Here is a 25,696-nt window from a genome sequence, read left to right as displayed (position 1 = left end):
TTTTAACATATATGTGTAATAGCCGTCAAGTCTTTTATTGCAGAATCGTTTACAGGGAACCCCGCAACATTTAAACTTGTTACAGGCTGTAAGGCGGATAATTCATTACTTATGATTGTAGAATTAAATGCACTCGATTCCTGTGCGCTAAAAGGTTTTGTACCGTATAACGAGCCTAAATAATATTCATTGTTTGTATCAGCACTTAGCGGTATCATATCGCCGGGTCTTGGAATTCTTGGAGGCTTAGGTTTACTTCCTCCACCACCTCCTCCTTTTTTGGGAGGCGGATTATTTTTAGGAGGAGGGGGATTATTTCCTCCGCCGTCTTTTTTAGGCGGTGATTTTATCGGCTTTTCGCCTTTTTTATTTCTACGTCCGGGGCGGTCATCTTCATCTAATATGGGTTCGCTTCTATCCTCATCAGGTTTTTTAGGATTGGGGCTAGGATTATTTCCTCCCTCTTTTCTTCTTCTTTCTTCATCCTCACGTGCAAGCTTTTCTTTATCCTGTCTTTCTTTTTCAGCCTTTTCTTGTGCCGCTTTTTCTTCTGCTATTCGTTTTGCCTCAGCTTCGGCTATTGCTTTTTCTTGTGCTTCATAAAGTTTGATAAATCTTTTTCTTTCAGTCTCAGAAATTTCAGCAAGTGATATGCCAACAGATTTTTTTATTTTATCCTTATAGTTTTTAGGTAGATCAAGTCCGAGCAATAACGCAGTAGTTTCAGTGGAAATAACAGCATTATTATACATACTCTTAGCTGTAATTTCTTTTTCTCTCTTTAAGGAGTCCAAATATTCATATTCTTTAGCGTTATCTAAATATCCTGTTGCATATATTCCATATTTCCAGCCGGGAATTAGATTTGTTGGCCTGCCTGAAAAATCAAGTCCTTCGTGAAGATACCATGGTATTATATCTGTTTTATTTATTATTCCGGGATATTTTCTCTTGTATTTGCCTGAAACTTTTGTATTGCAAGGATAGGTTCCGCCGTCAAGTATGTATTGTGCCGGATTAATTGTTGCTTCAGATGAGCGAAAATTTTGTCTTTCTTTTCTATTTTTTGTAGGAGGGTATACAGAAACATGTAAATGTCTATTATATTCTTTATCACTAGGATTTTTAGTATCGCCGGTACCTGTATTGCCCATGATACCTATTATATCTCCCTGTTTTATTTTTTGACCTTTTACAACATTAACAGCCTCTAAATGAGCATATCTTACATAATTGCCCTCATTATCTTTTATTATTATATTGTTACCATATGCACTACCGGAGTCTTTAGTATATACATGTACAACTTCGCCGCCTTTTATAGAATATATATCCCATTCATTATATCTAATTTGTTTTTGTGAAGGATTTTTTAGTCCAGTTTCAGTATCAAATTCCTCTAATGGACCAATATCACGACCTCCTCTTATTAATTTAAGATTGCTCTCGTTTAAAATAATATAATTACCTTTCTCTTGTTTTTTACTAAAACTGTGATTTGATAAAATAAAACGGCTTTCATTCATTATGATCATCAATCTCCTTAAATTTAAAAATTTATTTTGGTTGAAGTATATCAGATATAGCCCAATAACAATTATCCTCTTCATTCCATTGAACTGTCTGTATATAGTATTCGCTTTCAGTATTTAATATAACATAATCAGTATTATGTTTAATCTTAATTATCCGGTTATCCCAATCAATTTTCAAATCTTTAATTACGAAGCTACTTATATGGTAATTTTTAAATAATTCACCATTAAATTCTATTGCTATTAATTGAGAAGAATATAAATAATTGCATAAAAAAAATATTTCGTTTATTCCATTTTGGTTAAAATCCGCTATCCAGCCATGAAAAAAATTATAGCCTAAGTTGTTTGTGTCAGTTGGAAAAAACTGGCTTCCAAAAATAGCAGGTAGTTTATAGACCTTTAATATTTTTTTGTTTTCTAAAATAAAACAACAGGCAGCATCTGATTCTTTATATGTGTCTCCTGAAAAATCATCAATCTTTGTACCTTGTGTTAGACAAACTATATATTCATCTTTACCCGAATTTGTAAAATTACCTTTTATGTAATCAAGTACTTCATAAGGTTTTTTATCATCTTCATATTTATGGAAAGGTCTATGCATGTTTATATAGTTTTCAAAAAGTTTTATATGTGCATCTTTGTCAGGATCATCTTGTGATTCTGTTATTTCTCCATGCACTTGTCTTTTTACAGCTTTTTTAGGAGCTTTTATATTTGGCTTTTCTAATTCACATTTTATATATGCAAATGTTTTAGGCTCATCAAAGTATTTATATACGGCATTATATGTAACCTCTCTTTTTCCTGTACATGATTTTTTTATTTGCTTAGCGATAATTTCTTTATTTTCACTGTCTATCTTTAATATTTCCATACCGGGATATTCATTAATTGTAGATATAGCTATTTCTTCTGCATTTTTATAACCATCTTGACCGGCATTTCTTTCACATGCTATTACAAAATCACTTTCTTGATATCTTATATCCCATCCTTTATACCTGTCAAACTCCGGATTTTCAGTTTCAATATAACCACCGGATAATATAACTTTTTTATCCTGGTGCATAATTAATGTTTCTTTCGCCATATCTTCGGCGGTTTTACTTTCAGTTAAAGTTTTTTGTTCCGCAGGTTCTTTAACCTCTTTAGAACATGAAAATAAAAGAACCGCTAAGATTACGATAAAAATAAGTTTTGATTTGTTACTTTGCATTATAACCTCTCCATTTCATACTTTCCCTCCATAATTAATAATAATAATAATAATATACACTTTCATCTGACATTTCAAACATAAAATCGCTTCCACTCATTAACCGAAAATTATATTTATATCTACCCATTTTAGCACCATACCATGTAGGTGATCCAATACCTTCAAAAACTTTGTATTTTCTTTGAAAACAATGCATTAATATATATGTATCTTCATCAGTAGGATAGACCCTTAAATATATAACTTTGCCATTATAATTTCAGACAGTAACCTTTTCATCCGTACTTTCAACACCGTCTAGTCTATACTTGAACTCGGCATCCAAAACGTCATCAAACAGATATGACTTTGGTTCAAAAAATACCTTTTTATAAATGATACCATGGCTGTCAAGTTTTGTTTTTACTGTTTCCATATCATCTTTTATGTGTAGACCATAAAAATATAAATCTCCAAGTTCTAAGATATCGTCGGATCTTCGATCAGCTTCTTCAAAATAGGTTTTATACCCGTCTCTGGTCATTATAATGGTTGTCGCCTCTGTCGGATAGTATACCTCGCTTCGATAAATAACATTATTTTCCTTTGTATATGAATCATAATCCGGCGTTTCATAATATGTATAGCCTTTCCCGCTTGACTTTTTTAAATCGAGTGCATCAAAGGCAACTCTTTTTGAATCGGGAAGATAAAATTTATAAAATCCTATATCATAAGCAAAAAACTTGATAAATCTTATTATTTTGTCATCTTTAAAGATTATATAAAAATCATTACTTGCGTCTTTCCCTAAAGTTTTATAATCAGGAATGTAAGCCTTACAGCCCATCTCTTGTAAACTTTTAGGCATCATTGCTGTAGGATATAAACCGTTAACTCCGAACTCTTTTAATTTGGCTAATGCCTGTTCATAGGTGTCATTTATATTTAAGTTATAAAATAATAAACTTCCCTTTGCCATATAGTGCTTTTCATCGGAAAGATATTTAAGCCCCTCTTTTTCAGTTTCTTTATCAGAATCTTCGGCTACAACCTCTTTTTCTTTTTCCGTTTTTTCTTCTTTTACCTGAGTTTCTTTAGACTGAGACTCTGTTTTTATAGATGTTTCAACTTTTGCTTCGACAGGCTTCTGTTTTTTAACTTCTTTAGAACACGAAAATAAAAAAACCGCTAATATTAAGATAAAAATAAGTTTTAATTTGTCTTTTTTCACTATAACCTCCATACCTTAAGATTTTAACATCTATATATAAAAGTTGTCAAGTGTTTTATATTTAAATTCCCTACACCCCAAACGGATCTTCTTTTATTGCAGTATCGTTTACAGGAAACCCTGCAACATTTAAATTTGTTATCGGTTGTAATGCGGATAATTCATTACTTATGATTGTAGAATTAAATGCACTCGATTCTTGTGCACTAAAAGGTTTTGTACCGTATAACGAGCCTAAATAATATTCGTTGTTTGTATCGATGCTTAGAGGTATCATATCGCCAGGTTTTGGAATTTTTGGAGGCTTAGGTTTACTTCCTCCACCACCTCCGTTTTGAGGAGGTTGACCTTTCTTAGGAGGAGGGGGATTATTTCCTCCGCCGTCTTTTTTAGGCGGTGATTTTATCGGCTTTTCGCCTTTTTTATTTCTACGTCCGGGGCGGTCATCTTCATCTAATATGGGTTCGCTTCTATCCTCATCAGGTTTTTTAGGATTGGGGCTAGGATTATTTCCTCCCTCTTTTCTTCTTCTTTCTTCATCCTCACGTGCAAGCTTTTCTTTATCCTGTCTTTCTTTTTCAGCCTTTTCTTGTGCCGCTTTTTCTTCTGCTATTCGTTTTGCCTCAGCTTCGGCTTTTAGTTTTTCCTTGATCTTTTGATCAGTCAAATATTCACCTAATGTGATCTTTCCTAAAAGGAAGTCAGATATACTATAGTTCTTAGGCTCTGGAATATCCAAAATTGCACGGGTTATATTAATTCTATCTTGCAAAGCCATAGCAGCTTTTTTATTTTTTTGTATATCACTGCTAGGCTTAAGGCTTTCCATAATCTCATGTGTTATTTTAAAACCTGCAGGATTATAACCTGAAACCAGTATATGTCCCGACATATCATCCCCCTCATGAAAAAATTGAGGATTAGGTATATATTCCGTTCCATACTTTCCAGATACGGCCTTATTTGTAGGATATACCACATCATCTCTTAGACGGCCATTCTTGAGCATATATTCATACATCGGAATTGTATGTTTATAATATGAAAATCCTGGAGCATGGATAGAAATATGTGTATGTTTAGGACCATTACCTGTGTCTCCTTGAATTCCAACTTGTTGATCCATTTTTACTTCACCACCTACTTTTAATCCTTCCTCAACAGTAGAAAGATGTGCATATCTTATTTTAAACCCATCTTTATCTTCTATAATTACATAATTTCCATAGGCATATACCGGGGATACTTTATCCTCATCACTTAACTTGTCATAATCCTTAAAAATTTTTACAACTTTTCCATTTGTCATAAAATGAACAGAATCAACATTTTCCCTAGATCCTGTAGTTGCAGCATTGGAGTAGTCAATTACTGCATCGGGTTTATAAGGAATAAAAAAATCATCTTCCATAAATCTTCTCCTTATTTATATTGTTTATTTGATAAAAGAACATAGCAACGTTCTTTTTCATTCCATTGGTATTCCGCAAAATATTTAGGCTGTGTGCCTTTAGAATCCAACACTAGTGATTTAAACGGATAATTTTCAATTACTAGTTTAGATTGTTCCCAGTCAACTGATTTAAGAATGTCTCCTTTGCCGGTGATAGGTATTTCGACAAATCTATTATCAATAAATTCTATTGAGAAAAAACTTGAACCGAATACCTCTTTGCGGTGAACAAATATCTCGTTTATTCCGTTTTGATTAAAATCGGCAATCCATCCAAAAGAAAATTGCTCTCCTAAATTTATTTTTGTTTTTTCTCTCGGTACAATATGCCCCCACCACCCCGGGAGTTGATACATTTTAATTACTTTGCCGTTTTCCATAATAAAACATTCAATGTATTTTATATAGCTATACTCCAGAAAAAATACCCCGTCTTCCTTTTCAGTTTTGGTAAAAGGAGCTGTAAATAAAACTATATATTCATCTTTTCCTGAACCAGTGAAGTTCCCTTTTACATAATCAAATACCTTATACGGCTTATCACCCGTTTTACGCCGATGCTCCTTAGTGTATTTATTTATATATTTTTCAAATATTTTAATATTTTTATTTTTGTTTACATCGTTTTCGGCTTCCGTTATTTTTCCATGAACTCTTTTTGATTCCTGTACTTGCCTATCGGTTATTACGGGGGGCCCCCTTAACTCATAATTTGTGTAAGCAAATTTTTCTGAATATGGATAAAAACTGTAGGCAACATCATATATTAATTTTTTTCCGCTTGGAAGATTTAATGTCTGTTTACAATAAATATTTTTGTTATCCGAATCAATTTTTAGTATTTCTATATTTTTTTGTCTGTTTAGGTGATCAATACCGCTTTTTTCAAATTCCTCATACGAATTTCCATAAATATCGTACATATTGATTTCTAGTTGGATCTCATTTAGCTTCCATGCATATAGTTTTCTACTTTCCAGTAATTTTATAAGCTCTGTTTCAGGTGTGTTTTCATCAGTTAGTACGATCGGCGGGGCTTCTTCAGTAAAATCAATATCATCATCATCATCATCATCATCATCTTCTTCTGTTTCAGAACTTTGTGCAATTTGTATAGTTCTTTTTGGAGAGACACTATATTCAAGTATTACTAAAGGTTTGTTTTCTGTCACTTCATTTTTTACTACAGAGTTTTTTTCTTCCCCAGGTTCTTTAACTTCTTTAGAACACGAAAATATAAATGCTGCCAATATTAAGATAAAGATTAGTTTTAATTTGTTGTTTTGCATTATAACCTCCATATTTAAGATTTTAACATTTGTGTGTAATAGCAGTCAAGTGTTTTATTGCAGTATCGTTTCCAGGGAACCCCGCAACATTTAAACTTGTTACAGGCTGTAAGGCGGATAATTCGTTACTTATGATTGTAGAATTAAATGCACCAGATTCTTGTGCACTAAAAGGTTTTGTGCCGTACAAAGTATCCAAATAATACTCATTGCCTGTATCGGTACTCCAAGGCATATAAATTGTTCCGCTGCCTCCGCCTCCGGGCGGGCTTGGAGGTTCAGGTTCATTGCCGCCGCTATCTCCTCCGCCGTTTTCGGGAGAAGGATTTTCTTCGGAAGGAGGAGCAGGACTTTCGCCGTCACCATCTTTAGGCGGTGTTCCATTTCCTCCGCCGGTGTTGTCAGGCGGAGTAGTTATTGTTTCTTCATTATTATCCTCATTATCATCTCTATCATTATCTATAGGTTCATCAGGATTGTTAGGATCAGTATCAGGGGCAGGGCTGGGAGAAGGATTAGTTATTTTATCTTCTCTCTTACGATTTTCTTCCTCTTGCTTAAGTCTTTCTTTTTCAAGTCTTTCCCTTTCAGCTTTTTCTTCTGCTATCCGTTTTGCCTCGGCTTCGGCTCTTGCTTTTTCTTGTGCTGCTATTTCCGCTTTTTTCTGTTCAATATAATCACCGGCTGTTATTCTTCCTAAAAGAACATTATCTACATTTATATGTGTGATTATTTTGTTCTGCAAGATATAGTTCATCTGCTGTATGCGTTTTTTTAAATTCTTCATCTATTGTGATAGGTTTAAAGCCTATTTCTTTCATTCTGGCATCGGCTTGTTCTTTTGCATGGTTAGCAATATAATTTTCAACATTTTTACAGGCTGTATTTGCATTAACCCAATATCCTGCTCCTCTTTGTCCTTTTGTTCCTTGATACCCATCCGGTTCTCCATAAAAAGCTTCCATATGGACACCGGTAGCTTCCATTACGTCATAACTTGATTGGTTACACCAAGTTACATCTTCTGCTGCACCTTCATAGTCAAAGTTTCCTTTTGCATGAGGACGATAAATTGCCGCTTCACGCACAACATCCTGTGCATATTTCAAATTAGTTCTTCTTATAATTTCACCCACAGAATTATATTTTTCTTTATCCGTTCCGCCTCTTACCAGTAATAACTCTTCACGCCCCAACTCCAGGCCCAAAACCTTCTTCATCTCCAGCCCCCTCATATTTTTCATATTTATATTCGCGTTTTAAAAGAATGTATTCTTTTAATTGCTCATTCCATATAACCTTATCATACCAATATTCCCATCCTTTAAATTTTTCAGATCTAATAAAACTCCCACCTTCTCTTAACACTATCATTTTTTTATTCCAGTCAACAGATTCTATATCAAGTCCATACTCGGCAGATACATACCCGGTAGCAAAAAACTCGCCATTGAATTCAATTATAAATAAGAAATTCCTACCTGTGCTAAAATGAGTTACAAAATATATTTCATTTTTACCGTTTTGATTAAAATCCGATACCCACCCTTGAGAAAACTCAAATCCAAAATTTTTTAACCCAAAAAGACCGCCTCGTTCAATATGCGGTGGAAAAAATGATGCACTAGGAACAGTAATATAGTAATCTTTGATTATCTTATCTTCATCAACTACAAAACATCGCACTCTTTTCACAGTTTGACCATATTCAGGTCCCGGAACTTCTTTACAAAATACTACAAAATATTCATCATACCCAGAATCGGTAAAATTTCCTTTTACATAATCAACAGCTTCTAACTTTATCTGATAATCTTTCAGCAATTTTGCAGATAAATCGATATTTTCATGATATAAAGGATAATGTGTATTTTCATATTCTTCAAACAGTTTTATTATATCATCTTTTTTTTCATCATGAGCTAAATCATATATTTTGCCATGAACGGGAGTTTCTATTATTTCTTCACTTATTTGACCTATATCAATTTGACTTGAAAGCTCAATCGCAGAAACAGTATAGCTATCTTCTTTATGGGTATATCTATCTTTTTCGAACTTCACATGATACTCCAATACTCCTCCATTTTGGCTTTTTATTTTTTGTTTACAATAATAAACATCACCTTCTTTTATTACTTCTTTAAAATTTGTATAATTATAAACCTTTTTGTTATGATCATACAACCATGTTCTAGCTTCTTTCTGTTCAAGGTCTGCATCAGTTGCGTCTATGGGTATTTGTGCTATAATAGCACTCTCTTTCTTATCCAGTTCGGCTCCAAGTTGTTTAAGTTTTTCTTCGTATTCTTTACTTTTTTTGTATTTTTCTTCCAGTTCAAGTTGTTCAGCCGTCTTTTCAGGTACGGGAGGTTCAGGCTTTACTTCTTCAATTTTATTTTCCGTGGGTTTACTTTCAGCTACGGTTTTTTCTTTATTTTCCTTAGAACACGAAAATATAAAGACACTTACTAAAATTATTAAAAATATTTTTAACTTCAACATAATGCTCTCCTAATATTTTATATGTACCCAATCATCTTTAGTCCAATCCCGTGACATCTTATATGACCTATTCGGAGATATATTACATGACTGAAGCCAATAGCTATTGTCATCTTCATTCCACTGAAAGATTTCGTTATACCATAGTATACCGTAGGTGTTATCTCGCAATTCTATACTGTAATAGTTACCGTTAAAAGTTTTTTTATGCCAATCTACATTGTTAAATTCATCTCCTGAAATTTCTATACACTTAAATTCAAAGTCTTTATCGATAAATTCGGCCATAGTAATACGTACAGTACCCTTCCATGGAAAATATATATATATTTCATTTATTCCGTTTTGATTAAGGTCGGCTACCCATCCTTGAAAAAATTGTTTACCGAAATTAGTTATATAAGGCATTTGTCTCGGATTCAACGAACCATATAGGCTTGAACTTTTTTCATAAGCAGGTAAAAAAATACTGCCTCTAAAATAAATATCATATACTTTTTTTAATGTACTACCTTCAACAATAAAACAGGCTATATCGCATATATTATTTTTCCACGTTATATCAGATAGTTTTCCATCCTTACTATAAAAATTAGGGTGATGTTCTCCGGCTTCTTCCATCTCTTTTCTAGAATCATCGGTAAAAAAAACTATATATTCATCATATCCCGAATTTGTAAAGTTTCCTCTTATATAGTCCAACACATAATATGTATAATGATATTTATCATTTTTATCAAGTTTTGTCATATATGATTCAAACATAGGTATTAAGCTTTCTTTATCGGGATCTTCTTTTGATTCTATTACAATCCCGTGTACTTGCTCTTTTATTATTTTTTCATCAATTACACCTATGTTTAATTCTTGCTCAAGTTCATATTTTGTATTTACGAATTTTTTTGCTATTTTATCCCATTCATATTTTATACTATAAAAAAAATCCTTGCCGTTTTTTGCCGTTCTTTTTTGTCTGCATTCTATTTCTTTTTCTCTTTCGAATTTTATAACCTCAACATCGGTATAATAAATCCTGTTATCTTTTCCTATATTCGTCCTTGTATACAATGCTTGAATGTATACCAAATCATAGTCATCTAATACAAAAGGAGTTCCTACAAACTCATCTTCTTTTCCCTTCCCTGATACTCCCGGTATTTTATTACTTTCTATCATTTTAGAAAATTTTTCTATTCGCATTTCTCTGCCGCTTTTTGTATCAGAAGCTTTACACGAAAATATAAAAGCTGCCAATATTAAGATAAAGATTAGTTTTAATTTGTTGTTTTGCGTCATGGTCTCCTCCACAATTTATATGTTTTTTTCAAAAGTACGTATTTTTGTAAATCTTCATCCCAAGAAAATACCGAATCAAATTTATCTGAATCTGTATTTTCATTTTCATAATTATTTGATTTCATATATATTCTTTTTTGTTCCCAATCTACAGAACTCAGATTATAACTATCCGGGCAAACATAATTAGTTTTAAACCCATCTTTATGAAATTCCACAAATAATAAAAAATTATGATCTCTATATTTATTATTCTCATCATAATAGCCATACTCACAGAAAAAATATATTTCGTTTATTCCGTTTTGATTAAAGTCGGCAACTCGGCAGCAAGAGCGGGGATGATGTGAGTCAATATCAAATCCGAAATTCTCTACTTCAAAGTCAGGAGAAAAATAAATATCTTTAACAGGTAAAATATATTCTTTAACTATCTTATGCTTAGGCACTATAAATATTTTTACTTTGTTTATATAAGTGCTAAAAGTCGAAGCATCGCCGTCTTCGATATGGAATAGAACCAAATACTCATCGCTGCCGGAATCCGTAAAGTTACCTTCCGCACAAAATAAGATGGTAGACCACAAATCATCATTTTCTAAGGGATGATTTTCAGCCTCATATTCTACAAAATAATCAGCTATACCTCTATAACCGTAAAGGTTTGTTAGTGTTCCATTGACTTGCTTTTCTATTATTTCTTTATCTATCTTACCGATATTAACTTGACTTATAAGTTCAATTTCTGAAACATAATAAGCATTATCTGTTTGATTTTCTTTATAAGTTATTTTATATTCAAGTGTTTTTTTACCGTTTTTCTTATAATATATCTCTCCCTCTTTTTTTTTCTCATCGAATGTTATATTAATAATTCCATTTTTATCAAAAAAATTATCATCAGATTTCCTAGTAGAAAATATATTATCAGTATTGTGAGGCCAAATTAATTCGCTTTTATTATATATTTCTTCTATAAGTTCATCAATTTTTTCTTGATGAATTTTAATTTTGTTTTCCTTTTCTTCTTTGATAATTTGCTCAGGCATTTTTTCAGACTTGGGCAACTCAGTTTTTGTTTCAACTATGTTTTCTCGATTGCATGAGAATAAAAAAAGTTCGAAAATTAGTATAAAGATTAATTTGTTTGTTTTCAATTTTGTCCTCCGGTTAGTAAATTCAAATTATAATAATATACAAATAAATTTTTCATTAGTATCTTTTATATTCATATATCCTTTTAAAAAGAACATATTCTTTTAATTCTTCATTCCAAACAAAGGTGTCTATTTCTTCTTGCCATCCGTTAAAACCCTTAACAGCTCTCGATTTAGCATTCACTGTTATCATTTTTTTATTCCAATCAATAGACCCTATATCGTAGGTATCAATAGATATATAATTAGTTATAAATTCATTTTCATTAAATTCTACAACTAATACATTGCCCGGTTCTATATTAAATAAAACAGAAAAATATATTTCATTTATTCCGTTTTGATTAAAATCGGCAATCCTTCCTTGTGAAAATTGAAAACCGAAATTATCAAATTTTTTAAGATCAAGATGTGTGTAATCACCCCAAAAAAAAGCACCGCCAGGAAAAGTTATGTAATAGTCTTTAATTATCTTGCCTTCAGAAACTAAAAAACATCTCGCTCTTTCTATATATTGATCACCCATTTCCGGATCCGGATCATCTTCATAAAACATAACAAAGTATTCATCATATCCTGAGTTTGTAAAGTTCCCCTTTACATAATCAAGGATTTTCATATCATACTGTTTATATCCCTTAGTTTTGACTCCCGTGTCCCAATCCGTATGGACAACCTCTTTAAATAAAGGATATTGTGTGTTTTCGTAATCTTCAAACAGTTTTATCATTACGTCTTTTTTTTCATCAGTTTTTAAATCGTATATTTCTTCATGTACTTGTTCCTCTATTATTTTTTCATCTATATTACCTATATTGATAGAACTCATAAGCTCAATTCCTGAAACAGCATAGTACTTCCTGAACTTCGGTTTTTTAATTTGTAAATTATAATCCAGTATTCTGCCATTTTGAGTTTTTACCTTCTGTTTGCAGTGATAACTATCTCCTTCTTTTATTACTTCTTCAAAATTTGTATAATTATAAACCTTTTTTTTATGATCATACAACCCTGTTATAGCCCTTTTCTGTTCAAGATCAGCATCAGTTGCAGCTACAGGAATTTGTGCTATAATAGCATCCTCTTTTCTATAAAGCTCTCTCTCAATCTGATCAAGTTTTTCTTCGTATGCTTTACTTTTTTTGTATTTTTCTTCTTCTTTGAGTTGTTCAGGACTCTTTACATGTGTATTATACTCAGGCTTTAATAAGAATTTGTTTTGTTTCAGCTCTATTTTTGCAGATGATTCAACTTTTGTCTCTACAGACTTTTTTTCTTCCGCAGGTTCTTTAACTTCTTTAGAACACGAAAATAAAAAAGCCGTTAATATTAAGATAAAGATTAGTTTTAATTTGTTGTTTTGCATAAAATGCCTCCATGTTTAAAATTTTGTTATTTAAAAATTTATTTAGTATCGGCCTTCCAAATACCCCTCCACTCGCCTTCAGGTTTTTGTGAAATAAGGAGTTTACATTTTTCTGCATAGTGTTTTGAAGGAGGATCGGCTTCTTCATTTTGAGCAAAAATATTTAAGGCTTCTTTAAAGTTTCCGGCATAGAATTCTTTTAATCCTTTGTCAAAAGAATCAAGCAAGGCTTTTTTTCCGTTATAAGTTTTTTCGTCCATGATTTCATAAACGACTACGGGTTCCGATTTTCCCACAACTGCCGCACGGGCAAGCTCTCTAAATTTTAAACCTGTGCCGCTTTCTTCGGCCTGTTTTTTTGCTGCCTCCGCACACATTGTGTAAGTACTGAATTGCTTGTTTAAGCCTTCCAAGCGGGCGGCCAAGTTTACTGAGTCCCCCAACATCGTATAATCGAAGCGGCTTACCGAACCCATGTTGCCCACAATGGCAAAGCCCGTATTAAGCCCTATGCGCATTTTAAAGGGCCTTCCTTCAGCCCTCTTTTCAAACTCGGCACGCCTTTCTTCAAGTTTTTTTTGACAAGCCCAAGCCGCTTCTAAGGCAGAACGGGCATGATGCTCCACCCTTGCAGGTGCATTCCAAAAAGCGATAATAGCATCGCCTTCATACTTGTCGATTGTTCCGCCCGAATCCAAAATAATTTTACTCATGTCCGAAAGATAATCGTTCAAAAGTTCGGTAAGGGCTTCAGGACTTAAACTTTCCGAGATTGAAGTAAACCCTTGCAAGTCCGAAAAAAAGATGGATATTTCTTTACGTTCACCGCCTAATTTTAATTGAGACGGATCGGCAATAAGCTCTTCGATAACGGCAGGGCTTAGATATTGCTTAAAAGCATTTTTTAAGTAACGCCTCTGTTTGCCTTCAACCATGTAACTGACAGCAAGAGAGCTTACAAAGGACAAAACCATTCCGGCAAGCACAGAGGCTGTAGGAACGGAAATTCCGAAACGGAATAAAAGATAAGAAATAAAAATATAAAAAACAGCAAAGCACAAAAAACTTGCAGCATTCACCGTTAAAGACACAGCCCTTAATTTTATCTTTTCAGAAAAAATTTCAGGCAAGCCTGAAAGAATAATACAAATCAAAATAATCAAGGCATTAATCAAAAAGCCGGTTTTTACAATTCTATTACCCGAAAGAATATTATCTAAAAGAGTTATGTGAATGCCAACCCCGGGATAAGAAGCAGAAACGGGAGTCTGACAAATATCGAAAAGACCCGGAGCATAAAGCCCGAAAAAAACATACATGTCTTCAAAATCCTCAGGATGAAGCTCGCTTTCCCTGCCTGCCCTTATATCGGCTTGAGCCTTTAAAATATCGCCTGCACTATAAGGCAAATAATCATCAATACTTTTTGTAAAGCGGAGATTGAGTTCTGCAGGAAGGCCCTCATCTTCATTCCCGCCTACAAAATAAGAAGCAATTCCCAAGGTAGGAATCTTATAATCTTTCCATGAATAGAAGAGGCGGGCCCGTCTGATAGTTCCGTCGGAATCGGGAAGGCTGTTCACATTTCCTATAAGTTTGGCGGATGAAGCAATTTCGTCTATAGGAAAAATACGCTGCCTCCTATCAAAAAAAACGGTTTGAATAACTATGCCGCTTTCTTTTGAAGAGTCTGCAAATTTTTTATCATCGGCTTCCCCGTAGGAAGAAGGCTCTGTAAAGAGCATATCGAAAGCGACAGACTTAGCTCCTCCTCTTGAAAAAAAATCCGTTATCTCGGCATAGGCTTCACGAGGCCAAGGCCACTTCCAGCCTCGTTCGGATGCGGCATAGGTTAAACTTTTTTGATCTACCAAAACCAAAACAATTTCATCGGAAGAAGAAAAATAAGAAGCCGTATTTTTCATTCTGTCATCATAAAAAAAGTACTCTGCCTGCCTAAAAACTCCTAAATAAATAAAAAACGATACAATGAAAAAAACAGAAACGGAAATAAAAAATAATCTTCGTATTTTTTTCATAATGTTTTACCTTTCCGTTTATTTCAGCTTGTTCTCTGCATATCGCTCCAGCCGTGCAGAGCGGTTATAATTGCCGGAGAATTTTCTCGCTTCCCTTTCTACATATCTTATCCGTGAAGCAGCTGAAGGATGAGTTTTTCCAAAACCGCGATGATCGTTCTTTTGTTTCTCGCCCATAATTTTAAGCATTTCGGTCATGGCATTGGGATCATATCCCGACTTTGCCATTAAGTTTACTGCAAAGCGGTCCGCATCGTATTCTTGAGTTTTAGAATAACCTGAATTAACCAAGGTCGTTACAATTTCTTTTGAAGCGTCTTCTAAAAATTTAAGGTTTTCGTTTTTCCCGGATCCCATGGTTATCGAAGCAGAGCTTTCAACAACAGCACCCGTAATGCGGTTAGCCTTTATCGCTCCTATTCCATGCTTTAACTGAATATGCCCAAGTTCGTGAGCTATAACACCTGCAAGAGCATCCTCGGAATCCGTACAAGCCAACAACCCCTTTGTAACCAGCACATGTCCTCCCGGAGTTGCAAAAGCATTTATTTCATCTGTATCCAATATTGCAACGTGATAACCGTTATAAGATTCGGGAACATCCGAATTTAGGACCAAGGTCATACAAATCAGATTAAGATATTTTTCAAGCTGCTTGTTTCTATAAAGTTTGTAATTGCTTAAAATAACGGCAGCAACCTCACGGCCTATATAATACTCTTCTTCATTTTGAATAGGTTTTGATGCTTCGACAATCGGAGATGCTGCATCGACAACGGTTTTTGTAAAAGTATGAGGGTCTTTTAAACTTTCAAGTAAAGCACATGATAAAGCAATAACCGGTATAAAAATTATAATTAAAACTAATGCAAATTTCTTTTTCATTATTCACCATCCTTCAGCAGACCTTCTTTAATAAAAGAATATAAATCTCTTGAATTAATCTTTATGCTTTCAACTCCGTCAACTGCCGCATAATTTTTTTTACCGGAAGCAGAAAATTCGGAACCTGAACCTTCAGTTAAACCTTTTCCTGCAAGAGACAATTCTTTAGTCTCTGCCGAACTTCTTTTGTCGAAGGAGCCGACAATTTTTTTCTTTGTTAAATTGGCTTTGGGAAGCCAGCCTTCAACTTTCGGATTTGAAACAGGAGAAACCATTGCCCATTTTCCTTTTTCTTTTAAAAGATATACCTGCTCGCCGTACTTCAACATGGCAATATTTTTAGCAAAAAAACCGGTATCTGATTTTAGCCAAGCTTCTTTTATATTTACATACATTTTCTTAGAGGATTTTTCGGCCGTCAGTGCACCCAAAACAATAAAAAACATAAACAAACACAATATCGTAGATTTTTTCATAGAAACTCCCTTTTAAAGATAATATCACAAAAAAACTCACTTGTCCAGTTTTTAATTTTTTGGCGGTTGCAAGATTTTTTAAATTTTGATATAATAACCTGTTAAGGTTATCATGGATTTGAAGACTTGTCTTAACATCTTAAATCATTATTTTTTTATAGAATATAAACCTTAAGGAGTATGATTATGCACAAAATACTTGAAAAACGGCAATATTCGCCTGAGGTTTTTTATTTGCGCGTTGAAGCACCGGAAATTGCAAAAAACAGGCATCCGGGACAGTTTGTAATCGTTCAAATAGATACCAGCTTTGGAGAAAGAGTGCCCCTCACAATTGCCGATGCGAATGCTGAAGAAGGCTGGATAGCCCTCGTTATTCAGGCTGTAGGAGCCACAACCATCAAACTTTGTAATAAAAATGTAGGAGATTCTATTGCTGCAATTTTAGGCCCTCTCGGAAGACCTTCACATATTACAAAATGCGGAACCGTAGTCTGCGCCTGCGGAGGTATCGGCGTTGCCCCTATGTATCCCATAGCAAAGGCTTTTAAAGAAGCCGGGAATAAACTCATAGTTATCATCGGAGCGCGAAACAAAGATTTAATTGTTTTTGAAGATGAAATGAAGGCTATAGCCGATGAGCTCATCATTACAACCGATGACGGTTCTTATGGAAGAAAAGCCTTGGTAACTGTTCCGCTAAAAGAACTATGTGAAAGCCAAACACCGCCTGATGAAGTTTTTGCAATAGGCCCGCCCATAATGATGAAATTTTGTGCCGAGACCACCCGTCCCTTCGGAATAAAAACAACAGTTTCGCTTAACACGATTATGATTGACGGAACAGGAATGTGCGGCGGCTGCCGTGTAACCGTAGACAATCAAATAAAATTCGTATGTGTCGACGGCCCCGAATTCGACGCCCACAAGGTTGACTTCGATAATATGATGATGAGAATGAAGGCCTTCCGCGGACGCGAAGATCAGGATAGGCATAAGTGCAAATCCGGTATTTTTAATTAAGGAGGAGCGAAAAATATGGAAAATACAAATAAAGAATGTCATAAACACATAACCCATGAAGAACTTTCAGAACAAGCAAAAAAACTCTGGGCCGACTTAAACGGTAAAACTTTAAGCCCAAAAGAAAGAACACAGATAAAGATTCAGGAGATGCCTACTCTCGATCCTCATAAAAGAGCCTCATTAATGAATGAAGTTGCTATGGGATATACCGATGAGCAAGCCAGAATCGAAGCAGAAAGATGTTTAAATTGTAAGAACAAGCCCTGCGTTAAAGGCTGTCCCGTAGGTGTACCAATTCCTGAATTTATTTCTGAAATTCAAAAAGGCGATTATAAAAAGGCTGTTGATATTATAAAGACAACAAATCTTCTTCCTGCAATCTGCGGACGCGTTTGTCCTCAGGAAAAGCAGTGCCAGGCCTTTTGTACAATAGGCAAGATGCTTAAATCCCCCGAACAGGCTGTAGCCATCGGCCGGCTTGAGCGCTTTGTTGCAGACTGGGAAAGAAACAATAACAAAATTACCGTTCCTCCCGTCGCCCCTGAAACCGGAAAAAAAGTTGCCATTATCGGTTCAGGCCCCGCAGGTTTAACCGTTGCAGCCGATGTCCGCCGTGAAGGCCACTCGGTAACCGTCTTTGAAGCCTTCCACAAAACAGGCGGTGTTATGGTTTACGGAATCCCCGAATTCCGCTTGCCGAAAGAAATCGTTGCAAAGGAAGTTGAAAACCTCGAAAAGATGGGTGTCGAATTCAAAACCAACTTCTTGGTAGGAAGAACGGAAACCCTTGAGCAGCTTTTAAAAGAAGAAGGATATGATGCTGCCTTTATAGGAACAGGAGCCGGCCTTCCCAAATTTATGGGAATTGAAGGCGAAAACCTCATCGGCGTTTTCAGTGCAAACGAGTATTTAACGCGTGCAAATCTTATGAAGGCCTATGATGCTGCACATTCAGATACCCCGCTTTATGAAGCTGAAACTCTCGCCGTAATCGGAGGCGGAAACGTAGCTATGGATGCTGCCAGAATGGGCTACCGATTAGGCTGCAAAAAAGTATACTGTATTTACCGCCGAACCCGTGCCGAAATGCCTGCCCGAATCGAAGAAGTAGCCCATGCCGAAGAAGAAGGCGTAGAGTTCTGCTTCCTTCAAAACCCCACAAGAATAATCGGTGATGAAGAAGGAAAGGTTTGTGCAATCGAAGTATTGGACTATGAGTTGGGCGAACCCGATGAATCGGGAAGAAGAAAACCAGTGGCAAAGCCCGGCACCGAACACCAAATAAAGGTTGATGCCGTAATCGTTGCTCTCGGAAACGATTCCAACCCCCTAATGGCTCAAACAAGCCACGGCTTGGAAGTTACCAAAAAAGGCAATATAGTTGTAGATGAAAACCAAAAAACCTCGATTGAAGGTGTTTGGGCAGGAGGCGATATCGTTCTCGGTGCCGCTACCGTAATCCTCGCAATGGGCGAAGGCCGAAAAGCCGCCGCCGCCATAAACGACTATCTAAAGACAAAATAAGTCTTTTACTTTAAACCGATAAAAAAGCCGTCCTAAGTTCAAGATTCTTAGGACGGTTTTTTATATACTTACCTACAAAAAGCTACTCTTTTGCAGGCTCGGTATATAACTCGAAAGGAGTTACCGCCGAAGGCAGACCCTCTACCAAGGCCGGAAGGGACAACAGAATGGTGTCCTGAAAAAGAGGGATTCTAAATTCTCCGACAAAATCTTCTCTTCCGTCGGTAAATCTTATAACAACCCTGTGTTTTTGGCCTCTCAAAAGGAGCTTATCCCTATCGCCCTTAAAAAGCTCCAAGGGTTCTTGCCCGTTAAAACTAACCTCGATTGCGTCAAAGGCCTTAAAGCTGCTGTCGACAGCCTTTTTATTTTCAAACAAAACTGCATGAGTTCTACCAAAAGTGAACATCAATGCAAGTAACAAAACATAAAGAATAGGCAAAATTATTCTTATTGCCAAAACCGTTTTTTTCGACTGTATTCTCATTTTTCTTCTCCTTCAGCTTGCAAACGCAATTCGGAACGTTTCTTTTCCGCATTTCTCTGATTTCTTGCAGCATAGAGCACTAAGGAAAGAGCTATTGCTGCATAACCTGCAAAGTCTCTAAAGTACTCACCAATCATTGCAGAGCCAAGAAGCTGCTGGCCTGCCATCGGGGTAACAATGTACAAGAAGTGGAGAAGGACAACGCCTATAAAAACGTTCTTTATACTTACCCTGCTCACAGAAGCGCCTCCGACCAAGATGGCGGCTGCAGCAAAGAAGCCGGTCTGGTCGTGAGCATTATATGTACTCATATTTCCCATATTCTGTAAAAATATAATCTGTCCTATACAGGCCAAAACCGTCGAAATTATTATCGAAATAATTCTTGTGTGTTCAACTGCAATACCTGCCGAATTTGAAACAGATTGATTTTGTCCGATTGCCCGCATATCCTGCCCAAGCTTTGTTTTTCTAAACCATACGATAAAGAAACAAAGAGCAATGATGATAAGATAGGATAAAACAGGTATGCGTAAGCCTGCAATATTAAATGAGAATGTCGTATCGAGCACCTGCCTTACGGGAGCAAGTTCAAGGGTGTTTCTAACTCCGAAACCTCGCGAAAGCTTTATGGCTTTATTGTGCATAGGAATAACAGAACCCATCAGATACAGAACAAAGAACTGATATACACCGTTGAAGAAAAAGCCCAAGATGTAACTTGTTACCATTTCCCGGCCTCTTGCCTTATTTAATATTGAACCGGCAACCCAACCAAGCAAAACCGAAAGAGGCATTCCTATCAAGGCCGCAAAAACCAATCCGTAAATACCTCCGATACCCCAGTCCATGGCAAAGATTAAGCCTATCTGTCCTGCCATTGCACCCAAGACCATACCGAAGTTTATACCCATACCGGCCATAATCGGTAAGATAAGCGAGAATACCAAAAAGGAGTTTCTTCCTATTCGGGTTAAAATCTCGCCGATAATGTGATGGGCCGAAAGCCCCGACACGGGAATAGCCACAAAAGAAATTAATAGGAAGAGAAGCGAAACAAGATTATCAGCCAAAAAATCGAGCATCGAAAATTTCTTTAATTTTCTATTTAATTTTTCCGTTATTTTATTCATAATCAATTACCTCGTCTTTTGTGTTTTTCTTGTCAAAGCATACAAGATCATACCGTTTGAAAGCACAATTCGGATAACCTCAGACATATCGGTCTGTAAAATACTGTTTATAACCGAAGGCGTCATCGACAATATTCCTTGAAAAAGAACAGTACCTATTACAACGTTTAAAATCGAAGCTTTATTTACCGAAGCACCGCCTATAAGAATAGCGGCTACTGCGGGAAAGGCCATAAAGAGCGGGGCCTTATAAAGCTGGATAAAACCGAAGCTCTGCTGATACAACAAGATTCCGACTCCTCCGCATATTGTGGAAAGAATTATACTTATAGTTCTTGCCTTGTTTATGCTCACACCGCTAGCTCTTGCAAAATCGGGATTGGAACCTACGGCCGTCAAAGCCGTGCCTGTCCTTGTCTTCATAAAAATCTTCATCAAGAACATACAGACTGCGCAGAATAAGATAACACCCGTCGGGAATTTAAATGAGCCTATCTCAATAGCCAAAAAGTTATTTAAAATATTTACCCAATAGCCTTCAAGAGTTATTGTAGTACGCAGGCCCTGTCCCGAATAAGCCCAAACCATACTCGGATTTGAATACGGAAGAACTATCCACAAAATAGCCATAAAGGTAACGGATGCAAAGCCGATATACATGGCTATTGTCATCTCCTCTCCCTTAACCTTATTTAATACCTGACTATAACCTAAGCCTATTATTCCTGAGAATATTATCGTTAAAAGCACAGCCACAGCAAAACCTGCAAGACCTACAAGACCGAATTGCATCGCAAGGGTTGAGCCCAAAAGACCGCCCAAAACTCCCAATGAAAGACCGAAGTTTAAGCCGCAGCCTGTTTGAATCATGGGAACCATGGCCAGAACCATCAAGGCATTCATACCGAAACGGTTTGCAACGTCCGAAAGAGAGGCTCCGATGCTTACCTTAACAAAGGGAGCGATTATAAAAAGGGAAAGAAGGAATAAGAGAATAATTATTCTCGGTATACCGAAATCTGCAACTATCTTTTTAAATTTTTCCATATTATTTTACCCCCGCCATATATAAAGCAAATTCGGCCGGCTTTTCTTCCGGCGATAAAACACCCGAAATCTCTCCGTGGAAAACAATTGCGACCCTGTCACAGATAGAGCGCAGTTCTTCAAGCTCACTGGAAATCATAACGATTGTAGTTCCAAGCTCCTTGTTGATTTTTCTCAAGGCATCCAAAACAAGGGCCTTTGCACCTACGTCAATACCGCGGGTGGGCTCTGCAACAAAAAGAATTTCAGGTTCAAGGCAGAAGGCCTTAGCTAAACAAATCTTTTGCTGATTGCCGCCTGAAAGTTCCTTTGCTTTTTGATGACTTCCCGTACAGCGGATTTGAAGCATATCTATGTACTTATCTGCCAAAGTTTTCATAGCCTTTTCATCTCTAAGTTTAAGCAACCCGCCTAAATAGCTTTTTAAGTAAGCCCTTTTAGATTGAATGGCCGTAAAGGCGATATTCCAATCAAGACTTTCATCGAGAAGGAGACCTACGCCCCTTCTGTCTTCAGAAACAAAGGCTAAGCCGTCCTGTAAGGCCTGCTTGGTGTTGTTTAAGGTAAGCTCCTTTCCTTTAAAGGTTACGGTTCCTCCTGCCGGAAAAATGCCCATAATTCCGTTGGGAATACCGACCTTTCCTTGTCCTGCAAGCCCTCCTATACCGAAGATTTCACCTTCTTTAACCGAAAAATTGACATTTCGGACAAGCTCACCGGGCATATCAACCCAGAGATTTTTTACATCAAGCACTACAGGCCCAATTTTTTTATCATTATCCTTTTTTTCCGTATTGGAAATTTCGCGGCCTACCATGCCTGCCGCAATTTCAGGAATTGTAATCTCGCTTGTTTTCTTATCTTGAATCGTTTTTCCGTCTCTTAAGATTACGACTCTATCGCATATATCTATAACTTCCTGCAATCTGTGAGAAATAAAAATTACCGATATCCCCTTAGCTGCAAGTTTTTTTACTGCCTCTAAAAGAATATCAGCTTCGGATTCGGTTAAAACGGCTGTAGGCTCGTCTAAAACCAAAAGCTTTACGTTATCTCTATCTATTTCACGTGCAATCTCGGTAAATTGTTTATGTCCTACAGGCATTTCCGAAATCAACGTATGTGCATCTATAGAAACGCCCAACTCGTTTAAAACGGCTTGAGCTCTCTCATTCATTTCTTTTCTTTTGAGTAAACTTAATCTCGGGGTAAATAAATCTGAAAGAATAGAAGGAATTTGCAGCTCCCTGTTCAGCATGATGTTTTCTGTTGCAGAAAAGCCCGGGATCAGTGAAAATTCTTGGTGAACCATTCCTATACCGGCATCAAGAGCATCAAATGGACTTGAAAATTTTACTTCTTTTCCATCTACAAGAATTCTTCCCCCATATCCGCCCGTTTCATTTATAACAGGCATACCGAATAAAATCTTCATCAAGGTGGTTTTTCCTGCACCGTTTTCACCGACTAAGCCAAGTATCTCTCCTTTTTTTAAAGAAAAATTTACACCTTGAAGTACCTGCGTTCCCGAAAATTCTTTTGTTACATTTTCAAGAACCAAAAAAAATTCATTATTGTTCATAATCCGCATTGTTCCTTAAAATAAAAACGGAGGGCGGGGATCTTTGTCCCGACCCTCCGTTAGGATTCCCTAAAAATTCAACTACAAGGTTTTATTTTTGAAACTTAATATTGAAGTATTTCTCGGGGATATCTTGTTCTGTTGCGGGTAAGTAGCCCTGACCCATAACATAGGTATCCATAAACAGGAGTACCTGATTCTTTGATCTAACGCCTGTGCTGGCATCAATGTAAGCACCGCTCTTCCATTTTGCTCCGGGTGTAAATCTTCCGTAAGCCTTTGCCAAGTCGGCCATATTTCCCTTCTTAGCCTCTCCGTCTATAACACGTCGAGCATATTCGCCCAAACCTGCCGAAACGGTAAATCCATAGGAGTATGCCCATGTTCCGAAACGTCCTGCTCCGCCTTTTTCGACAACGGAATTTTCAACCTTTTTAAGAATCTTCTGGAAATCTCCTGCTTCTGCAGCAAGATCAATACCTAAAGCTCCGGGATAACCCATTAAAGGAGAAGGAAGGTCGGCTTCAACAAACATACCGCCGTAAGCAAAAAGCTGCTTTAACAAGGGTTCTGTGTGAGCATCATTTGTACAGAAAAAGGCTGTTTCCTTTCCGTATTTTTCAATCCACTGGGGTACTTTTTCAAGAATGAACTGCTGAGCACCGGCTGTTCCGACATCACTTGTGGGGTCGGGAGCTGTTTCAAAGTAGAAGTTAATACCTAAGTCCTTGCAAGCTTCTTCCATAATTTGCCTTCGAAGACCCAATGTTTCATAGGACATGTGTCTGGGGAAGGAAATATGAACGAAATTCTTTGCACCGAGCTGTTTTGCAGCCCAAGGAATTGTATAACCGCGGGAAATAAAATCCTGGCTTCCGATCATATCGGCAGCAGCTTGAATTACGAGCGGATCTTCGTGAGCTTCGCCTGCCAATAAGAGGATGTCGGGTCTTCTTTCTCTAACGCGCTTAAAGGCTTCTGCTGTTCCCGGGATTCCCTGGTTTACGATGATAGCCTTCATTTTAGGGTCATCGGAAAGAGCTACAATCTGAGAGATTGTTGTTTCCTGCTGAGACATAAAGTCATCAGGGTAGGTGATGTGCTGAATCATTCCTCCGTCTTTTACGGATCCGTAAAGGCGGATAAGCTCTTCAGCTCCGCGCAAATCGTCTTCAGACTGCGATACTGTTCCGGTCATAATTCCTATGTGATATGCCGGACCTTTCATATCTGCCGATGCAGCTCCCTGTTTTTCGGTATCTTTATTGCAGCCTGCAACAAAAACAAATAACGATATCAGAAAAACACCGAATACCAAAGTTCTCTTTTTCATAAATGAACCTCCATTTTTAAAAATTGTAACACACATATATTTAGCCGTCAAGTTTTTATTCACATTTTCTCATTATTTTGTCAAAATCCAGTCCGCTGCATTATGTTTTATTGTTTCGAGAGAAATCCGCTTAAGTATTTTTGTGGGCGTTATATTGGCTTGGACGGCGTTTAAAACTTCTCCGTCAGGATTCCATACTCCGGCATCGATGGCCTCTGAAGCGGCTTGCTCTATTTCGGGAACGCCCCAATCCTCATCTTTCGGATTTCTAAACAATACGGCATCTTGAAGTTCTCCGGTATACGGCTGTTTAATGGTAACGGCGTTTGTTTTTTTGGGGGAAAATTTTTTGACCCTTCCCCAAAAGCAAAAAGCCTTTTCTCCGGTTTCAAGAGCCTCGCAATCATTGGATGAAACCAAAGTTCCATCGGCCGGCTCTGAACCGTCCAAGGGCAAAAACCAATAACAAACGATGATACTTCCTTTCTTTGCTTCAAAAGGAGGAAATACATAATCCCTATCTTTCGAATTGCCGGCATTTACAAGTGTCAATCCGAATAAGTTTCCGCTCTTTTTTACTAACAATTTTATAAAACCCGGTTTTGATGCGGAACCTATTTTTAACGAAGAAAAAACCAATTCGGCGGGATTATTATTTGCAGCCTTAAAAGGAAGCTCAAAATCAAGACATTGATTTAAAGCCGAATCAACCTGCCCACAGATTTTAAAATCTTCACCTATTTCAAAATTCGCAATAGGCGTAATCTTAAAAACAGTCTTAGCCTGTATATTTTCTCCAGATGCAGCTTCTTGAATGTTACATACAAGCTCTTCAGTAGAATTCCCTCTGAGGGCGTGAGCTCTTATATTTTTCACTTCGCCTTCAAAGACTAGGGTTATCCCGTTATCCTGAGATTGCTCGATATTTTTGAGAGTGATATTCCCATCTGCTCCGGAAAAAATTGAAACAAACCCCGGCTGTTCAATCATTCCGCTGCAAGAAGCAAATAAGCCCAAAACCAACATAAAAAGTAAAAAAAATCTTTTTATCATAAAAGACCTCCTACTTATCTTATATGTTTTTTTTGAGTTAAAGAGTAAAATTCTAAATTTTTTTTAAAAAAA

Annotated in this window: 21 protein-coding genes and 1 pseudogene; 2 read left to right on the top strand and 20 right to left on the bottom strand. The window is 36.5% G+C overall.

Annotated elements, in window-relative coordinates; translation table 11 throughout:
• Window positions 1-2 precede the first annotated feature (2 nt).
• From E4O01_RS13715 to E4O01_RS13650, 14 genes and pseudogenes are all read right to left on the bottom strand, one after another.
• Window positions 3-1,526: a peptidoglycan DD-metalloendopeptidase family protein gene (locus E4O01_RS13715; RefSeq protein ID WP_253692841.1), complete on the bottom strand. Its 1,524-nt coding sequence runs from the start codon at window positions 1,524-1,526 to the stop codon at window positions 3-5.
• A gap of 31 nt (window positions 1,527-1,557) precedes the next feature.
• Entirely contained in the window at window positions 1,558-2,757 is a 1,200-nt protein-coding gene (locus tag E4O01_RS13710) for a hypothetical protein (protein WP_253692839.1), read from the bottom strand.
• 34 nt (window positions 2,758-2,791) lie between these two features.
• Window positions 2,792-3,973: pseudogene (locus E4O01_RS13705) on the bottom strand (hypothetical protein).
• 70 nt (window positions 3,974-4,043) lie between these two features.
• Entirely contained in the window at window positions 4,044-5,384 is a 1,341-nt protein-coding gene (locus E4O01_RS13700) for a peptidoglycan DD-metalloendopeptidase family protein (RefSeq protein ID WP_253692836.1), read from the bottom strand.
• An 11-nt stretch (window positions 5,385-5,395) separates the two neighbouring features.
• Window positions 5,396-6,715, bottom strand: coding sequence for a clustered-type lipoprotein (locus tag E4O01_RS13695; RefSeq protein ID WP_256484050.1), 1,320 nt, complete (start codon window positions 6,713-6,715; stop codon window positions 5,396-5,398).
• Between the two features lie 22 nt (window positions 6,716-6,737).
• Entirely contained in the window at window positions 6,738-7,472 is a 735-nt protein-coding gene (locus E4O01_RS13690; RefSeq protein ID WP_253692832.1) for an MAP7 domain-containing protein, read from the bottom strand.
• Window positions 7,423-7,935 carry a bacteriocin-type signal sequence gene (locus E4O01_RS13685; RefSeq protein WP_253692831.1) on the bottom strand — a complete coding sequence of 171 codons (513 nt, stop codon included), beginning with the start codon at window positions 7,933-7,935 and terminating at the stop codon, window positions 7,423-7,425. Before E4O01_RS13685 ends, E4O01_RS13690 begins: the two co-directional genes overlap by 50 nt.
• Entirely contained in the window at window positions 7,901-9,220 is a 1,320-nt protein-coding gene (locus E4O01_RS13680; protein WP_253692829.1) for a clustered-type lipoprotein, read from the bottom strand. Before E4O01_RS13680 ends, E4O01_RS13685 begins: the two co-directional genes overlap by 35 nt.
• Window positions 9,221-9,229: 9 nt before the next feature.
• The gene (locus E4O01_RS13675) at window positions 9,230-10,516 is read right to left on the bottom strand and encodes a clustered-type lipoprotein (protein WP_253692827.1); all 1,287 of its coding nucleotides are present in this window, start codon (window positions 10,514-10,516) and stop codon (window positions 9,230-9,232) included.
• A complete protein-coding gene (locus E4O01_RS13670; RefSeq protein WP_253692826.1) occupies window positions 10,513-11,673 on the bottom strand; it encodes a hypothetical protein in 1,161 nt (386 codons plus the stop codon). Before E4O01_RS13670 ends, E4O01_RS13675 begins: the two co-directional genes overlap by 4 nt.
• Window positions 11,674-11,728: 55 nt before the next feature.
• Window positions 11,729-13,039 carry a clustered-type lipoprotein gene (locus E4O01_RS13665; RefSeq protein WP_253692824.1) on the bottom strand — a complete coding sequence of 437 codons (1,311 nt, stop codon included), beginning with the start codon at window positions 13,037-13,039 and terminating at the stop codon, window positions 11,729-11,731.
• A gap of 38 nt (window positions 13,040-13,077) precedes the next feature.
• Window positions 13,078-15,078, bottom strand: a complete 2,001-nt coding sequence (locus E4O01_RS13660; protein ID WP_253692822.1) for a CHASE2 domain-containing protein — start codon at window positions 15,076-15,078, stop codon at window positions 13,078-13,080.
• 18 nt (window positions 15,079-15,096) lie between these two features.
• On the bottom strand, window positions 15,097-15,963 hold the full coding sequence (locus E4O01_RS13655) for a M48 family metalloprotease (RefSeq protein WP_253692821.1): 867 nt from the start codon (window positions 15,961-15,963) through the stop codon (window positions 15,097-15,099).
• A complete protein-coding gene (locus E4O01_RS13650; RefSeq protein WP_253692819.1) occupies window positions 15,963-16,439 on the bottom strand; it encodes a hypothetical protein in 477 nt (158 codons plus the stop codon). The genes E4O01_RS13655 and E4O01_RS13650 overlap by 1 nt, the downstream gene beginning before the upstream one ends.
• Before the next feature lie 186 nt (window positions 16,440-16,625).
• Here E4O01_RS13650 and E4O01_RS13645 point away from each other — a divergent pair, with 186 nt between their 5' ends.
• Both E4O01_RS13645 and gltA read left to right on the top strand, forming a co-directional pair.
• Window positions 16,626-17,462 (top strand): sulfide/dihydroorotate dehydrogenase-like FAD/NAD-binding protein, encoded by an 837-nt coding sequence (locus E4O01_RS13645; protein ID WP_253692818.1) that lies wholly within the window; start codon window positions 16,626-16,628, stop codon window positions 17,460-17,462.
• A gap of 15 nt (window positions 17,463-17,477) precedes the next feature.
• On the top strand, window positions 17,478-18,989 hold the full coding sequence (gltA, locus tag E4O01_RS13640; RefSeq protein ID WP_253692816.1) for an NADPH-dependent glutamate synthase: 1,512 nt from the start codon (window positions 17,478-17,480) through the stop codon (window positions 18,987-18,989).
• An 82-nt stretch (window positions 18,990-19,071) separates the two neighbouring features.
• Here gltA and E4O01_RS13635 read toward each other — a convergent pair whose 3' ends face one another.
• The 6 genes from E4O01_RS13635 to E4O01_RS13610 all read right to left on the bottom strand — a co-directional run bounded on the left by E4O01_RS13635 (window position 19,072) and on the right by E4O01_RS13610 (window position 25,624).
• Complete coding sequence (locus E4O01_RS13635) at window positions 19,072-19,476, bottom strand: DUF6672 family protein (protein ID WP_253692815.1); 405 nt, start codon at window positions 19,474-19,476, stop codon at window positions 19,072-19,074.
• Entirely contained in the window at window positions 19,473-20,609 is a 1,137-nt protein-coding gene (locus E4O01_RS13630) for an ABC transporter permease subunit (RefSeq protein ID WP_253692813.1), read from the bottom strand. The genes E4O01_RS13635 and E4O01_RS13630 overlap by 4 nt, the downstream gene beginning before the upstream one ends.
• 6 nt (window positions 20,610-20,615) lie before the next feature.
• Window positions 20,616-21,656: an ABC transporter permease subunit gene (locus E4O01_RS13625; RefSeq protein ID WP_253692811.1), complete on the bottom strand. Its 1,041-nt coding sequence runs from the start codon at window positions 21,654-21,656 to the stop codon at window positions 20,616-20,618.
• A gap of 1 nt (window position 21,657) precedes the next feature.
• Window positions 21,658-23,238 (bottom strand): sugar ABC transporter ATP-binding protein, encoded by a 1,581-nt coding sequence (locus E4O01_RS13620; protein WP_253692809.1) that lies wholly within the window; start codon window positions 23,236-23,238, stop codon window positions 21,658-21,660.
• 91 nt (window positions 23,239-23,329) lie between these two features.
• Window positions 23,330-24,571 (bottom strand): DUF3798 domain-containing protein, encoded by a 1,242-nt coding sequence (locus E4O01_RS13615; protein ID WP_253692808.1) that lies wholly within the window; start codon window positions 24,569-24,571, stop codon window positions 23,330-23,332.
• A gap of 72 nt (window positions 24,572-24,643) precedes the next feature.
• A complete protein-coding gene (locus E4O01_RS13610) occupies window positions 24,644-25,624 on the bottom strand; it encodes a lipoprotein TP_1001-related protein (RefSeq protein WP_253692806.1) in 981 nt (326 codons plus the stop codon).
• Between the last annotated feature and the right edge of the window lie 72 nt (window positions 25,625-25,696).

Origin of the sequence: Treponema sp. OMZ 790 (assembly GCF_024181285.1) — a bacterium.
Taxonomy (GTDB): Bacteria; Spirochaetota; Spirochaetia; order Treponematales; family Treponemataceae; genus Treponema_B.
Note: the sequence above shows the minus strand (reverse complement) of the source record. Positions and strands in the feature narration are given on the sequence as shown.

Excerpts from the sequence above, each read along its gene's own strand:
- E4O01_RS13715 (WP_253692841.1), bottom strand. The coding sequence starts at position 1,526 with ATGAATGAAAGCCGTTTTATTTTATCAAATCACAGTTTTAGTAAAAAA.
- E4O01_RS13710 (WP_253692839.1), bottom strand. The coding sequence starts at position 2,757 with ATGCAAAGTAACAAATCAAAACTTATTTTTATCGTAATCTTAGCGGTT.
- E4O01_RS13700 (WP_253692836.1), bottom strand. The coding sequence starts at position 5,384 with ATGGAAGATGATTTTTTTATTCCTTATAAACCCGATGCAGTAATTGAC.
- E4O01_RS13695 (WP_256484050.1), bottom strand. The coding sequence starts at position 6,715 with ATGCAAAACAACAAATTAAAACTAATCTTTATCTTAATATTGGCAGCA.
- E4O01_RS13690 (WP_253692832.1), bottom strand. The coding sequence starts at position 7,472 with ATGAACTATATCTTGCAGAACAAAATAATCACACATATAAATGTAGAT.
- E4O01_RS13685 (WP_253692831.1), bottom strand. The coding sequence starts at position 7,935 with ATGAAGAAGGTTTTGGGCCTGGAGTTGGGGCGTGAAGAGTTATTACTG.
- E4O01_RS13680 (WP_253692829.1), bottom strand. The coding sequence starts at position 9,220 with ATGTTGAAGTTAAAAATATTTTTAATAATTTTAGTAAGTGTCTTTATA.
- E4O01_RS13675 (WP_253692827.1), bottom strand. The coding sequence starts at position 10,516 with ATGACGCAAAACAACAAATTAAAACTAATCTTTATCTTAATATTGGCA.
- E4O01_RS13665 (WP_253692824.1), bottom strand. The coding sequence starts at position 13,039 with ATGCAAAACAACAAATTAAAACTAATCTTTATCTTAATATTAACGGCT.
- E4O01_RS13660 (WP_253692822.1), bottom strand. The coding sequence starts at position 15,078 with ATGAAAAAAATACGAAGATTATTTTTTATTTCCGTTTCTGTTTTTTTC.
- E4O01_RS13655 (WP_253692821.1), bottom strand. The coding sequence starts at position 15,963 with ATGAAAAAGAAATTTGCATTAGTTTTAATTATAATTTTTATACCGGTT.
- E4O01_RS13650 (WP_253692819.1), bottom strand. The coding sequence starts at position 16,439 with ATGAAAAAATCTACGATATTGTGTTTGTTTATGTTTTTTATTGTTTTG.
- E4O01_RS13645 (WP_253692818.1), top strand. The coding sequence starts at position 16,626 with ATGCACAAAATACTTGAAAAACGGCAATATTCGCCTGAGGTTTTTTAT.
- gltA (WP_253692816.1), top strand. The coding sequence starts at position 17,478 with ATGGAAAATACAAATAAAGAATGTCATAAACACATAACCCATGAAGAA.
- E4O01_RS13635 (WP_253692815.1), bottom strand. The coding sequence starts at position 19,476 with ATGAGAATACAGTCGAAAAAAACGGTTTTGGCAATAAGAATAATTTTG.
- E4O01_RS13630 (WP_253692813.1), bottom strand. The coding sequence starts at position 20,609 with ATGAATAAAATAACGGAAAAATTAAATAGAAAATTAAAGAAATTTTCG.
- E4O01_RS13625 (WP_253692811.1), bottom strand. The coding sequence starts at position 21,656 with ATGGAAAAATTTAAAAAGATAGTTGCAGATTTCGGTATACCGAGAATA.
- E4O01_RS13620 (WP_253692809.1), bottom strand. The coding sequence starts at position 23,238 with ATGAACAATAATGAATTTTTTTTGGTTCTTGAAAATGTAACAAAAGAA.
- E4O01_RS13615 (WP_253692808.1), bottom strand. The coding sequence starts at position 24,571 with ATGAAAAAGAGAACTTTGGTATTCGGTGTTTTTCTGATATCGTTATTT.
- E4O01_RS13610 (WP_253692806.1), bottom strand. The coding sequence starts at position 25,624 with ATGATAAAAAGATTTTTTTTACTTTTTATGTTGGTTTTGGGCTTATTT.